General features: G+C 31.4%; 11 protein-coding genes. 8 read left to right on the top strand and 3 right to left on the bottom strand.

Annotated features, from left to right (window positions below):
• Positions 1-2: 2 nt before the first annotated feature.
• The 4 genes from ACQ629_RS08950 to ACQ629_RS08935 all read left to right on the top strand — a co-directional run bounded on the left by ACQ629_RS08950 (position 3) and on the right by ACQ629_RS08935 (position 3,803).
• The gene (locus tag ACQ629_RS08950) at positions 3-905 is read left to right on the top strand and encodes a hypothetical protein (protein WP_483704248.1); all 903 of its coding nucleotides are present in this window, start codon (positions 3-5) and stop codon (positions 903-905) included.
• A gap of 31 nt (positions 906-936) precedes the next feature.
• Positions 937-1,836, top strand: a complete 900-nt coding sequence (locus ACQ629_RS08945; RefSeq protein WP_483704246.1) for a hypothetical protein — start codon at positions 937-939, stop codon at positions 1,834-1,836.
• Positions 1,837-1,939: 103 nt separating this feature from the next.
• Positions 1,940-3,481: a glycine--tRNA ligase gene (locus ACQ629_RS08940; RefSeq protein WP_483704244.1), complete on the top strand. Its 1,542-nt coding sequence runs from the start codon at positions 1,940-1,942 to the stop codon at positions 3,479-3,481.
• An 85-nt stretch (positions 3,482-3,566) separates the two neighbouring features.
• Positions 3,567-3,803 carry a hypothetical protein gene (locus ACQ629_RS08935; protein ID WP_483704242.1) on the top strand — a complete coding sequence of 79 codons (237 nt, stop codon included), beginning with the start codon at positions 3,567-3,569 and terminating at the stop codon, positions 3,801-3,803.
• 53 nt (positions 3,804-3,856) lie between these two features.
• Here the strand turns inward: ACQ629_RS08935 and ACQ629_RS08930 are convergent, their stop codons facing one another.
• Both ACQ629_RS08930 and ACQ629_RS08925 read right to left on the bottom strand, forming a co-directional pair.
• Positions 3,857-5,350 (bottom strand): SGNH/GDSL hydrolase family protein, encoded by a 1,494-nt coding sequence (locus ACQ629_RS08930; protein ID WP_483704240.1) that lies wholly within the window; start codon positions 5,348-5,350, stop codon positions 3,857-3,859.
• A gap of 10 nt (positions 5,351-5,360) precedes the next feature.
• Positions 5,361-8,030, bottom strand: a complete 2,670-nt coding sequence (locus ACQ629_RS08925; RefSeq protein WP_483704238.1) for a TonB-dependent receptor — start codon at positions 8,028-8,030, stop codon at positions 5,361-5,363.
• A gap of 190 nt (positions 8,031-8,220) precedes the next feature.
• Here ACQ629_RS08925 and ACQ629_RS08920 point away from each other — a divergent pair, with 190 nt between their 5' ends.
• Both ACQ629_RS08920 and serS read left to right on the top strand, forming a co-directional pair.
• Complete coding sequence (locus ACQ629_RS08920; RefSeq protein WP_483704236.1) at positions 8,221-9,150, top strand: bifunctional riboflavin kinase/FAD synthetase; 930 nt, start codon at positions 8,221-8,223, stop codon at positions 9,148-9,150.
• A 62-nt stretch (positions 9,151-9,212) separates the two neighbouring features.
• The gene (serS, locus tag ACQ629_RS08915; RefSeq protein WP_483704234.1) at positions 9,213-10,487 is read left to right on the top strand and encodes a serine--tRNA ligase; all 1,275 of its coding nucleotides are present in this window, start codon (positions 9,213-9,215) and stop codon (positions 10,485-10,487) included.
• Positions 10,488-10,656: 169 nt separating this feature from the next.
• Here the strand turns inward: serS and ACQ629_RS08910 are convergent, their stop codons facing one another.
• Positions 10,657-10,800, bottom strand: coding sequence for a hypothetical protein (locus ACQ629_RS08910; protein ID WP_483704232.1), 144 nt, complete (start codon positions 10,798-10,800; stop codon positions 10,657-10,659).
• Positions 10,801-10,921: 121 nt separating this feature from the next.
• Here ACQ629_RS08910 and ACQ629_RS08905 point away from each other — a divergent pair, with 121 nt between their 5' ends.
• Together ACQ629_RS08905 and ACQ629_RS08900 are read left to right on the top strand one after the other, a co-directional pair.
• Positions 10,922-12,700: a tetratricopeptide repeat protein gene (locus ACQ629_RS08905; protein WP_483704230.1), complete on the top strand. Its 1,779-nt coding sequence runs from the start codon at positions 10,922-10,924 to the stop codon at positions 12,698-12,700.
• A 75-nt stretch (positions 12,701-12,775) separates the two neighbouring features.
• On the top strand, positions 12,776-13,105 hold the full coding sequence (locus ACQ629_RS08900) for a DUF4286 family protein (RefSeq protein WP_483704228.1): 330 nt from the start codon (positions 12,776-12,778) through the stop codon (positions 13,103-13,105).

The raw sequence follows: 13,105 nt of genomic DNA, 5'->3' as shown, positions 1-13,105 counted from the left end.
AAATGATTATTAGTTCAAAAATAAAGGATAATGGCTTCATTTTTTTTTTACTTTTATTAGTAATAGCTGTTGGTATATTATCTTATCAAAATGCTAGCGAGTACGCTGAACTAAAAAAAGTTTTTAAATTAGAAAAGAAAGAACTAGAAGCTGAATTAAATGGTGTTATTAAAAATTATGAAGAAGCTATATATCAAAAAAATGATGTTTCTTTAGATTTAAGAGATAAGCTTTATAAAATAATCAAGCTTAAAGATACTATTAAAAACTTAAAAACAACTGATTACAGCTTATTTAGCCTTTACAGAAAGCGTATTTCTGGTTTAGCAAAACAAAATGAAGTTCTTTTTGCACATATAGACTCTCTTAATACAATAAACGACCAACTATTAACAAAAAGTGACAGTGTAAAAGATATTTTAATTCAAAAAGAAGATTTATACACGAGGTTAAAAGACATAAATAAGTTACTAGATATAGAGAAGAAAAAATTAAAGGAAAAAATTGAAGTTGCTGAATTGATTGAAATTTCTTCTATAAAAGTAGAAGCAGTAAGAAAAAAAAGCAATGGTAAGCACGCTTCAACCTCTAGATCAAATAAAACAGATGCTTTTAAAATAAAGTTTAACCTACTAGAAAATAATATTACAAGCTCAGGTACTAAACCTATATATATACAAATAGTTAATAATGATACAGTTATTGCGCCGGCAAAAGAAATAAAACTAAAAAATAACACAAAAATACTTTGTAATGATATATTTACTACGAAATACTATAACAAACAGTTATCAGTAAATTTATTCATTAATGTAAATCGTCAAACTATAAACAAAGGCTCGTATAAAATAAATATTTTCGTCGACGGTATTTTTTCCGGAGATGCATCTATAAAGCTTCGATAAAAAAGTAATCATTTAATATAACCCCCCAATTATGACCCCTCAAAAAAGAAAAAGTTCACTTATTATTGCCCTTTTAATCTTAACATTATTTTTAACCATTTATTCTTTTCAAAAATCGAGTCAATACAACAATCTTCAAAAAGTATTTCAAGAAGAAAAAGCTGATTTAGAAAAAGAATTAGACGAAATTATAAAAGACTATACTGATGTTGTTGTTCGAAAAAAACGTATTTCTAAAAGATTAAGAATCGAACTTGTTAAAATGAACAACCTTCGTGACTCTATTAGAAAACTTCCTGCTGGAAACTATAATTTAATTAGAAAATACCGAAGAAAAATAACCAGTTTAGAGCGTGAAAACAGAAAATTATTTATTAGAGTAGATTCTCTTAACACTGCTAATCAGGTATTGGAGCAGGAAAACATAATTACTAATGAGATTTTACTACAAAAAGAAACAATTAACACTACTTTAAGTGTAAAAAATAAAGAATTAGAGGAAAACAAAAAAGTTCTTGAAAATAAAATTGCTATAGGAGGCGTTATCAAAACAAGTCCTGTTAGAGTCGTTGCAATGAAAGAACGTAGTAGTGGAAAATTAACTTCAACTTCAAGATCAAATAGAACAGACGCATTTAGAATAAACTTCGATTTATTAGAGAATTTAGTTACCGATGCTGGTGAAAAATCTGTTTACATTCAAATTACAGATGAAAGTAAAAACGTTATTTCTCCTAAAGGTATTACAAAATTAAAAGATGGTGGTAAAATTCAGTACACCGACTCTTTAGAAATTAACTACAATAACGATCGTTTAAGCCTTGTTTCTTTGGTTTTAGTAGACAGAAATGATTTAAATACTGGTAAATACACCATAAGCGCCTTTGTAGATGGTGTTTACTCTGGAGCAACAACGGTGAAGTTAAAATAAATACATTTACAACCTATTACCAAAAAGTGAAGAATTATAAAAATTCTTCACTTTTTTCTTTTAGATATAGTATTAGTTAAAATCCTTATTTTATTTTTGCACTATGGCAAAACAAGAAGATCAATTTAAAAAAGTATTATCGCACGCAAAAGAATACGGTTATGTATTTCAATCATCTGAAATTTATGACGGATTAAGTGCGGTTTATGACTATGCTCAAAACGGAGTAGAGTTAAAGAAAAATATTAGAGATTATTGGTGGAAAGCAATGGTACAAATGCATGAAAACATTGTTGGTATTGATGCGTCTATCTTAATGCATCCAACCACTTGGAAAGCTTCAGGTCACGTAGATGCTTTTAATGATCCTTTAATTGATAATAAGGATTCTAAAAAAAGATATAGAGCCGATGTTTTAGTAGAAGACTATTGCCTTAAAATTGAAGGTAAAATTGAAAAGGAAGTTAAAAAAGCTGCCAAACGTTTTGGCGATGCCTTTAACAAAGAAGAATTTACCGCTACCAATGGCCGTGTTTTAGGGTATCAAGAAAAAATAAATACTATCTTATCTCGTTTGGGAGCTTCTTTAGAAAAAGAAGATTTAGCCGATGTGAAGTTATTAATTGAAGAATTAGAAATTGCTGATCCACTAACTGGTTCTAAAAACTGGACAGAAGTTAAGCAGTTTAACTTAATGTTTGGCACAAAACTAGGAGCCTCTGCTGATACGGCAATGGATCTATACTTACGCCCAGAAACTGCACAAGGAATTTTTGTGAACTTCTTAAACGTACAAAAAACAGGTAGAATGAAAATTCCTTTCGGAATTGCACAAACCGGTAAAGCTTTTCGTAATGAAATTGTTGCGCGTCAGTTTATATTTAGAATGCGTGAATTTGAGCAAATGGAAATGCAATTTTTTGTAAAACCAGGAACTCAAAAAGAATGGTATAAAAAATGGAAAGAAACGCGTTTAAATTGGCACTTATCATTAGGTATGGGCGCTGAAAACTACCGTTTTCATGACCATGAAAAATTAGCGCATTATGCTGATGCAGCCGCTGATATTGAATTTAAATTCCCTTTCGGTTTTAAAGAATTAGAAGGAATTCATTCTCGTACTGATTTCGATTTAAAGGCGCATGAAGAACATTCTGGAAAAAAATTACAATATTTCGATCACGAAGAAAACAAAAGTTACACACCATACGTAGTGGAAACTTCTATAGGATTAGATAGAATGTTTTTAGCCGTATTCTCAAACTCTTTACAAGAGGAAGAATTAGAAAACGGTACCACAAGAACTGTATTAAAATTACCTGCTATTTTAGCGCCTGTTAAAGCTGCAATTTTGCCATTAGTCAAAAAAGATGGCTTACCAGAAGTTGCACGTAAAATAATGGAGGATTTAAAATGGGACTTTAATGTGTCTTATGATGAAAAAGATGCTGTAGGACGCCGTTACCGTCGTCAAGATGCCAATGGTACACCATTCTGCATTACTGTTGATCATGATACGTTAAATGACAATAGTGTTACGATTCGCCATAGAGATACGATGGAGCAAAAACGTGTTCAAATTTCTGAATTATCGGCAATTATAAAAAAAGAAGTAGATGTAAGAAACTGGTTACAAAAAATGTAATCTTTATTTCTTTTAAAATTTCAATAAGAAAATCCTAAACAATACGTTTAGGATTTTTATTTTTACAGTAATTAAATTATTTATAATGAAAATTTTAATACGAATATTATTTATTATCTTTTTGTGTTGGATGGCTGTTGGAGCTTATCTACTAAACTCAGAACATCCTAAAGCACAAATTATAATGGGACTAGGCGTTATGTATATGTCGTTTATATTAATGCCTATTTTTATTTATTACAGGTATAAAGACAACAAGTACAAAAAATACATTATCAACGATAAAAAAATAAAAGAGTGGATTGATAATAGTAACGAATAAAAAAAAGGCTTCATTTAAAATGAAGCCTTTTTAGTTTATTAAAAAGTATCTAATTATGGAATGTTTATTGGGTAAATAGCACTATAGTCATTTGCTTTAGCTAAGCCATTTGTAGCTACACTAAAGTTTGACCCATAGGTTACATCAATTGCTTTTAAGAAAGTATTTGCCATTAAGGCATAACCTCTTGCTGTTAAGTGCACACCGTCTAAACTAACTAAACCACCTGTAACTAAACTAGTATTTGCAGTAAACTCATCAAATGCAATACCAGTACTAGCTGCCTGAGCTAAAACCGAATTTAAATCTACAAGTGCCAATCCTTTTGCTGATGCTACAGCTGCAATAGAAGCATTGTAAGAATCTGTTGCTACCTTTACATCATTCTGCTCTTCTGGTGTTAATACAGAAGTATCAGATAAAGGCGTTGAAGACCCTGCACCTAATGGAATTAAAGAAGAAGTTGGTAATGTAATTAAATCAGCTGATGTTGTTTGTCTTAAATTAATTAAACCAGCGTTAATTGCTGTTAAATCTGTTAAGTACTCATCAATCATAACTAATGAATTTGTTGCTCCTGCTTCAAATACAATTGTTCTTTTTGCAATTTCTGCATCTGCCATTTCTTGTGTCATTGGTGTATTAGCTACCAAAAAAGCAAAAGCTCCTTTTATACCTGCATTGTATGTTGCATATCCAGCATTTAATGCTGCTGCGTTTGCAGCATCTAAAGGTAAAGGATTATGTGAAACAGTAGTGAAATAAGACAAACTTGTAATATTTGGCAAGTTTGCTATTGCTCCTTTTGCTCCGTTTGCGGTTAAACCATCTACTAAAGTATTTAATGCATAATTGAACGTTGGGGTGTCTGTTATTGGATTTGAACCATCACCTCCTGATGTTGCATACCCTAAAACATCGTTACCTCCAATTTCTGATAAGGTAAAAAATGTTGGATTTTGTTCTTCAGCCAATGCTAAAATTGATTTATCTGGTGTAGCACCAGTTAAACGTACTGCATAAGGGTTTGCCGCTGCTGGAAAATTAGCAATATTACCATAACCTGGTGCTATTAAATGAAAACTCTTTGCCCCTGGAACGCCTAGATTACTGAAAGGCCCTGTTGGGTTATTTATAGCTATATCTGTACTAACGGTTACAGGCCCTATAATAGATTCTAATGGCACAGGTCCTGCTCCTCCAAAAACTAATCTTGGTGCCGCTATTCTTGTTCCACCTATTGCTAAACCTCCAAAATTATCGTTCATTAAAGGCTGAACAAAAGCACCTCCATTTGCCATGGCAAATTTAGAAGCTAAAATATTTGGGAATGAGTTTTCTTGCCCTTTGATAAAAAGACCGTTGTCTGTATAACCTGCTGTAAAAGAAGCTCCAACTGAGATATATTTAGAAAAATCTAAATCTCCTGTGGTTAATGTTACTTGTGGTTGAATAGGGTCTACTATTTCTTCTAATTCATTATTTACATCACAAGACACAAGACCTAATGACAAAACAAATAAACTTATATATTTATAATTTTTCATGTTTTTCATATTAATTGTTTATTGACCAAGATAAAAAATATTGAGAACCTACGGCACCAATACCTGGCGCACTTAAGTATTCTTTACCTGTTAAATTTGCTCCTCCTAACTTAAATGTAGACTTCCAAGAAGGAACTCTATAGTTTATTTGAGCATCAACAACAGTTCTTGCTTCTAATGTACCATCTATAAAAGTAGATTCCCATCTGTACTCATCTTGCCATCTAACATTTACATTAAATCCAAAGTTTTCAAATAAATTTGAGTTTCCGAATTGTAATTTTACTTTGTGTTCTGGCGTATTAAATCCTGCTTCAAAGTCAGGATCAGAAGCTTGATCAAAATCAAATTTAGCATACGTATAGTTTAACCCTAAATTAAAGTTGTTAAAAACCTTTGTATCTAAACCTATTGTAGCTCCATATGAACTAATATCTGCCGCTGAGTTTGTGTATAATTGAAATACTTTAAAACCTCCTGTTAAATTATATGGTACGATAACATTTTTGTTTGCAATAAAATCCTCGTAATCATTATAATACACACTTAAGTCTACAGATATTTTAGATGATTCTGAACCAACTAAACCTCTATAACCTACTTCATAAGCAGTTACTTTTTCTGGTTGAACAAACCCTACGTTAGCTTTTTCTGTACCACCACTTGCTACTGTAAAAGAGTTTTCATAAGCGTCTCTACCTGTTAATGTATATGTATTTCCATCATTAGGGTCAGTAAAAGTAGTGCTATATCTATCTAAGTTATCTGGTGCAGATCCTACTAAAATAGCGTTACCAACATCTAAACCGATGTATTGGTCTTGTGTTGTTGGGTTTCTAAAACCTGTTTGAAAAGAAGCTCTAAAATTCTGATTTTTATCTTCACCTAAGGCATATGCAAGAGATAATCTAGGAGAAATATTTCCATCGAAGTTTTTTGCTTTATCATAACGAGCAGATGCTGTAACTTTTAAACGGTCATCTTCTAAAAACTTCTTTTGAATTTGCGTGTATACTCCAAATTCATCATAATCAATAGGACTATCAGCATCCGTAAAAATATTACCGAATGAGTTTAGTACATATTGCCTGTAAGAACCTCCTACTTGTACTTCTGCCCAATCAATATAATCTTGTAAATTTAAATTCCCATCTACATGGTATAATTTTGTTTGATCTTTAAACTTTGCTCCTGTAAGTAAATTAGGATCATTTGTTACACTATTAAATGCATTTGTAAACTCAGGAGTACCCGGTTCAAATCTACCAGTATCTGCTACTGTTCTTGCATTAGCATGTGCTTGTTCACTTGTTAAGTTTGCTAACGAACCTTGTAAAAATGCACCTGCATATTGCCTAAACCAATCCTGATCTGACTTCCATGCTCTGTTTACGTTAATTGCAGCAAATAATGTATTATATGAATCTCCTGCATCTTCAGCCGTCATATAACCACGTACAAAAAAGTTCTTTCCTTTAAATTCTAATTTATGCTGTTCCATAAAAAAGTTTTTAATGCTATATTTTTGACCTCCTTGATAAATAGTGTTACCATTACCGTATTTAGTATTCCAAATAATTTCTAAACGATCATTACCCCAAGGTCTATAGTGAAGTGAACCACCAAACTTTAAACTTTTGGCTTCATTATCCATTAAATCAATATCTCTATAACCTGTTCTACTAACTCTACCGATAGTTCCTCCTAAACTAGTAGCAACAACATCACCATATATATTTACACCATTATAATCAGGTCTAGATCTGTCTCCAGCAATATATTCATCACCATCAGTATTTCTATAATCTGTAGCGTACCATTCAGTTCCTTTTAAATAAGAAAAAGTAGCTTTTGCTGCAAACTTATCACTAAAAGCATGCGCCATGCGAATGTTAGTATCATAGAAATTATTATCTCCAGCTGCTTCTTGACTCGTAAGACCCTGCTTATAAGAAAAACTAATCCCTTGATCGTTAAAAGGGCTTTTACTTGTCATGAACATAATACCGTTAAAAGCATTTGCACCATATAATGCAGAAGATGCTCCTGGCAGTAACTCTACTGTTTTCACATCTAATTCAGACATTCCTAACAAATTACCTAAAGCAAAATTTAATGCAGGTGATGCATTGTCCATACCATCAACTAACTGCATAAAACGTGTATTAGAAAAAGTAGCAAAACCACGTGTATTAATCGATTTAAAAGTTAAACTACCAGAGTTAACATCTACTCCTTTTAAGTTTTCTAAACCGTCATAAAAAGTTGCTGAAGAGGTGTTTCTAATAGCTCTAGCATCCATTCTTTCAACCGTAACTGGAGATTCCATAATACGTTCTGGAGTTCTAGAAGCAGAAACTACAACTTCGTCTAAAGAAGTAGCATTTTCTGTTAAACTAATTTCAACAACTTGGTTGTTTTTAGTTATTTCAACATTTTTTGGCTGATATCCTATAGAAGAAATCTTTATTGTAAAGGGAGGTGTATCTGAAACTGTCATTGTAAACTTCCCATCAAAATCAGTGGATGTTCCTACAGATTTCCTTAAAACTTTAATGTTTGCTCCTGGAAGTCCTTCTCCAAGAGATGCGTCATTGACAGTACCAGTTATGGTAGTCTGAGCAACCATTGTCACTGTACCAAACAGTACAAATGCAACAAGTAATAGTTTTTTCATCATAATGTATAATAATTTGTTAACTGTAGCGAAAATACAATTTTTTTTTATTTATGAAATAATTAACCTTCTTTTTATCAAATTACACTGTTTATCGCCGAATACTTAAACATTCTTTAATTTTACTATTTTTTCTATAATCATTATTTAACATCTTTTACAAATTGTATTTTTGCACAAACATGTACTTAACTTGGAAATAATACATTCTATTTTTGATTTTACACCTGCTCAAAAAACAATAGTAACTATTGGTACTTTTGATGGTGTTCATATTGGACATCAAAAAATTATTAAGGAATTAATTGACGAGGCTAAATCAACCAATAAAAAATCGGTTTTATTAACTTTTTTTCCGCATCCGCGGATGGTTTTACAAAAAGACGTATCTATAAAACTAATTAATACGATTGATGAACGTGCAGCACATCTTAAAAAATTAGGATTAGATTATTTAATCATTCATCCTTTTAGTAGAGAATTTTCGAGACTTACTGCTTTAGATTTTGTTCGAGATATTTTAGTAAATCAATTAAATACTTCTAAACTAATTATTGGCTACGATCATCATTTTGGAAAAAACAGAGAAGGTAATATCGAGCAATTAACAGAATATTCTCTTTTTTATGATTTTACGGTACAAGAAATTCCTGCGCAAGATATTGACGAGGTTTCGGTAAGTTCAACCAAAATTAGAAAAGCACTTACTAACGGACATTTAAAAACGGCAAATAATTATTTAGGCTATAATTTTTCATTAACAGGAAAAGTAGTTAACGGAAAACAGCTAGGAGGTACAATAGGTTTTCCTACCGCTAACGTTGATATTTCTGAAGATTATAAATTGATACCTAAAACAGGTGTTTATGTTGTAAAATCTGTTATTGAAAATATTACTGTTTTCGGAATGATGAACATCGGCAACCGACCTACCGTTAATGGAGACCATCAAACCATTGAAGTTCATTTCTTCGATTTTAATGCCGATTTGTATAATCAAAATCTTACTGTAGACTTACTTTACTTTTTAAGGGATGAACAAAAGTTCGATTCGGTAAACGATTTAGTTATCCAACTAAAAAAAGACAAAGAGACTTCGCTAAATTACCTTAAAAACAATTAGTCGTTAGCATTGCCAAAGTCTGTCGCTTCTTATATCTTTGCGATTCTTAAAAATTTAAAAAGATGTTACAGATTCAGTTTATTAGAGAAAACAAACAAGCTGTTTTAGACGGATTAGCAAAACGTAATTTTGCCAATGCCGAAGCAATTATTAACGAAGTATTAGCTTCTGATGAAACCCGTAGAGAAACTCAGACTTCATTAGACAATATACTAGCTGAATCTAACAAAATATCCAAAGAAATTGGAAGTCTTTTTAAATCTGGTGAAGTTCAGAAAGCGAACCTGCTAAAAGAAAAAACAGGTCAATTAAAAGAGCAATCTAAGCAATTAACGGAAGCGTTAAACACTACAGTAAACTCTTTACAAGAATTACTATACCAAATTCCCAATATTCCTCATGCTTCTGTAAAGGCAGGAAAAAGTGAAGAAGATAATGAGAAAATTTTCAGTGAAGGAATAATTCCTGAATTAGGTGAAAACGCATTACCGCATTGGGAATTAGCAAAAAAATATGATATTATCGATTTTGAGTTAGGGACCAAAATTGCTGGCGCTGGTTTTCCTGTTTATAAGGGAAAAGGTGCTCGCTTACAACGCGCATTAATCAACTATTTTTTAGATAAAAATACAGATGCGGGTTATAAAGAAGTACAAGTTCCGCATTTGGTAAATGAAGCTTCAGGAATTGCGACAGGGCAGCTACCAGATAAAGAAGGACAAATGTATCATTCTACAGTAGATGATTTATATTTAATTCCTACTGGTGAAGTGCCAATTACCAACATTCACAGAAATGATTTGGTTAAGGAAGCTGATTTACCAATTAAATACACTGGCTATACCCCTTGTTTTCGTAGAGAAGCGGGTAGTTATGGTGCACATGTACGTGGTTTAAATCGTTTACATCAATTTGATAAAGTAGAAATTGTTCGTGTAGAGCATCCTGATAATTCGTACCACGCTTTAAGCGGAATGGTAGAACATATTAAAGATATTTTACGTGATTTAAAATTACCATACCGTATTTTACGTTTGTGTGGTGGTGATACTGGTTTTACATCAGCTTTAACTTTTGATTTCGAATTATATTCAACAGCGCAAGAGCGTTGGTTAGAAATTAGTTCGGCTTCAAATTTTGAAACATACCAAGCAAATCGTTTAAAATTACGTTTTAAGAACAAAGATGGTAAAAGTCAGTTTGTTCATACATTAAACGGAAGTTCTTTAGCGTTACCAAGAGTTTTAGCAGGGATTTTAGAAAACTATCAAACTGCAGACGGAATTAAAATACCAGATGTATTAGTGCCTTATTGTGGTTTTGATATGATTGATTAAAACCATCAACCTAAAACTTGTTTCAGGTTCACATTACACTAAAATAAATCATTGGAGAGGTTCTTGAAGTAAATTCAGAACGACGTTAAAAATAAAAAACCCCAAGTTTCAATTAAGAAACTTGAGGTTTTTACTAACCCACCCTTCACAATGAATTACTTTTATATTTTTAGTTGGCAACCACGACTACCATTAATCTTTTATATTTATTCATTTCTAATAATGCTTCAAAATACTTTGTTATTTGTCCGTTATTCATGAACTCATTTGCATTATTCTTTGCTATCTGATATTGTGTGTTAAAATTTTTCATAGTATAAATTGTTTAGTCTTATTATAAGTAAGACAAAGTTCGTGCCAAAATGTTACAAGACTTCCTTAAAAAGGATGCTTTTTAATACAACTTTAACAATATTGTTGTGTATTTTTGATTGATGAGAAAAGCTGTTATCTTATTTAATTTACTGATTTTTAGTTTGTTTTGTTACGCACAACAAAATGAATTTATTGTTGCTGAAAATTATTTCAGAAACAATGAATATGAAAAAGCAATTCAACTTTATAAAAAACTACACGATAAAAGTCCGTACAACACCACCTATTTAAAAAGATTGGTAACTTGTTATCAAGAAACAGATCAGTTTATTATCGCTGATGTTTTATTATCAGAAGAACTAACCGAAAGACCAAGTTTAACCTACCTAAATGTTATTAGGGGCTATAATTTCGAACGACAACAAAACGATATCGAAGCCGATAAACAATATAAAATAGCTCTTAAATCGTTAGATAACAGAGGTACTTATGGTAATATTATTGCAAGTCTCTTTAAAAATTACAATAAATTAGATTATGCTATTGAAGCCTATACAAAAGTAATGGCAAACAATCCAGATGCGAATTACGGATTTCAATTAGCACAAATTCATGGTGAAAAAGGAAACTTCTCTAAAATGTTTGAGTCGTATGTTGATTTGGTTGATAAAAACGAAAGTTACCTTAACAACGTAAAGCGTTTTACAGGCCGATATATTAATGATGATGCCGAAAATGAAAACAATATATTGTTTAAAAAAGCATTATTGCGAAAATCAATTAGCAATCCAAAAAATATTTGGAACGATTTATTATCCTGGTTATTTGTAAAACAAAAACAATACAACAAAGCACTTATTCAGCACAAAGCATTACTAGCTAGAGATGGTGATAATTTGGGCAAAATTGCTGAATTAGGTAAAATAGCGCTAGACAATAAAGATTACGAAACAGCAAAAGAATGTTTCGATTTAATGATTGAAAAAACCAATTACCCGAGTGATAAATTTAATGCCATTAATAATAATTTAAAAATAGCTATTGAAACAAAACAAACGGATATTGATACTCGTTTTAAAGAAGTGTTTAATGAATACGGAATCAATAAACTCACCTTTCGTACACAAATAGCCTATGCTAATTACGTAACATTTACCAAGAACAACCCTGAAGAAGCTGTGCAAATTCTAGAAAAAGCAATGACTTTTGCCAGTTCTAGGTTTACCAAAGCAATGGTGAAACTAAAATTAGGTGAAGTTTTAGTGTATACAAATAAGTTTAACAAAGCATTAATATATTTTTCTCAAGTACAAACAAAGTTTAAAAATCATTTTTTAGGGCAAGAAGCACGCTTTAAAGTAGCACAAACCTCGTATTTTAAAAATGATTTTAAATGGGCAAAAGCGCAGCTAAAGGTTTTAAAAGGATCTGCAACGCAATTAATTGCCAACGATGCAGCAAATTTATTTTTAACAATTTCTGATAACGAACCAAAAGACAGTATTGGCTCTGGCTTAAAAGAATATGCAAAAGCGGATTTGTTAGCCTTTCAAAATAAAGATAACGAAGCAATTACTATCTTAAATGATATTATTACTAAATATAAAGGGCAACCTATTGAAGATGAAGCGTTGTTTAAACTAGCTAAACTTTTTGTAAAACAGCAAAAATATGATGAAGCCATTTTAAGCTATAATAAAATAATCACTTTAGATAAAAAAGGAATTTACATTGATGATGTGTATTACCAATTAGCAGAATTATATAATATAAAATTAAATAACCCCGAAAAGGCTAAAGAATACTATCAAAAGATTATTTTTGACCACGCTTCTAGCATCTACTTAGTTGATGCTCGTAAAGAGTTTAGAAAACTAAGAGGCGACCAAATTAATTAATCAATGTACCAATAAATTACTGTAGCAATTATTGTTACAGTATACAATTGCTACATCTTTACATTAAATAGCAAAATGTATATATACAATGTAACCGTAAGTATTGACGAGAGTATTCATGATGAATGGGTGGTTTGGATAAAAAACCACATCCCTAAAGTATTGGCTACTGGTCGTTTTTTAAGCGCAAAATTAACGCAAGTTTTAGTTGAAGAAGAAATGGGTGGAATAACATACTCTGTTCAATATACGGCAAAGACACGTGAAGATTTAGACGATTATTATAAACACGAGGCTAATGAACTACGTTCTGATAGTATTAAAAGGTTTGCTGATAAAATGCTAGCCTTTCGTACGGAGTTGCGAGTAATCAATGAATTTTTTCCTGCTGAAGCGAGTAATTAA

The organism is Tenacibaculum sp. SM2510 (assembly GCF_057002845.1).
Note: the sequence above shows the minus strand (reverse complement) of the source record. Positions and strands in the feature narration are given on the sequence as shown.

Bases quoted from the DNA above. Each gene is read 5' to 3' on its own strand.
- ACQ629_RS08905 (WP_483704230.1), top strand. From the start codon at position 10,922: ATGAGAAAAGCTGTTATCTTATTTAATTTACTGATTTTTAGTTTGTTT.
- ACQ629_RS08950 (WP_483704248.1), top strand. From the start codon at position 3: ATGATTATTAGTTCAAAAATAAAGGATAATGGCTTCATTTTTTTTTTA.
- ACQ629_RS08945 (WP_483704246.1), top strand. From the start codon at position 937: ATGACCCCTCAAAAAAGAAAAAGTTCACTTATTATTGCCCTTTTAATC.
- ACQ629_RS08910 (WP_483704232.1), bottom strand. From the start codon at position 10,800: ATGAAAAATTTTAACACACAATATCAGATAGCAAAGAATAATGCAAAT.
- ACQ629_RS08940 (WP_483704244.1), top strand. From the start codon at position 1,940: ATGGCAAAACAAGAAGATCAATTTAAAAAAGTATTATCGCACGCAAAA.
- ACQ629_RS08925 (WP_483704238.1), bottom strand. From the start codon at position 8,030: ATGATGAAAAAACTATTACTTGTTGCATTTGTACTGTTTGGTACAGTG.
- ACQ629_RS08900 (WP_483704228.1), top strand. From the start codon at position 12,776: ATGTATATATACAATGTAACCGTAAGTATTGACGAGAGTATTCATGAT.
- ACQ629_RS08935 (WP_483704242.1), top strand. From the start codon at position 3,567: ATGAAAATTTTAATACGAATATTATTTATTATCTTTTTGTGTTGGATG.
- ACQ629_RS08930 (WP_483704240.1), bottom strand. From the start codon at position 5,350: ATGAAAAATTATAAATATATAAGTTTATTTGTTTTGTCATTAGGTCTT.
- serS (WP_483704234.1), top strand. From the start codon at position 9,213: ATGTTACAGATTCAGTTTATTAGAGAAAACAAACAAGCTGTTTTAGAC.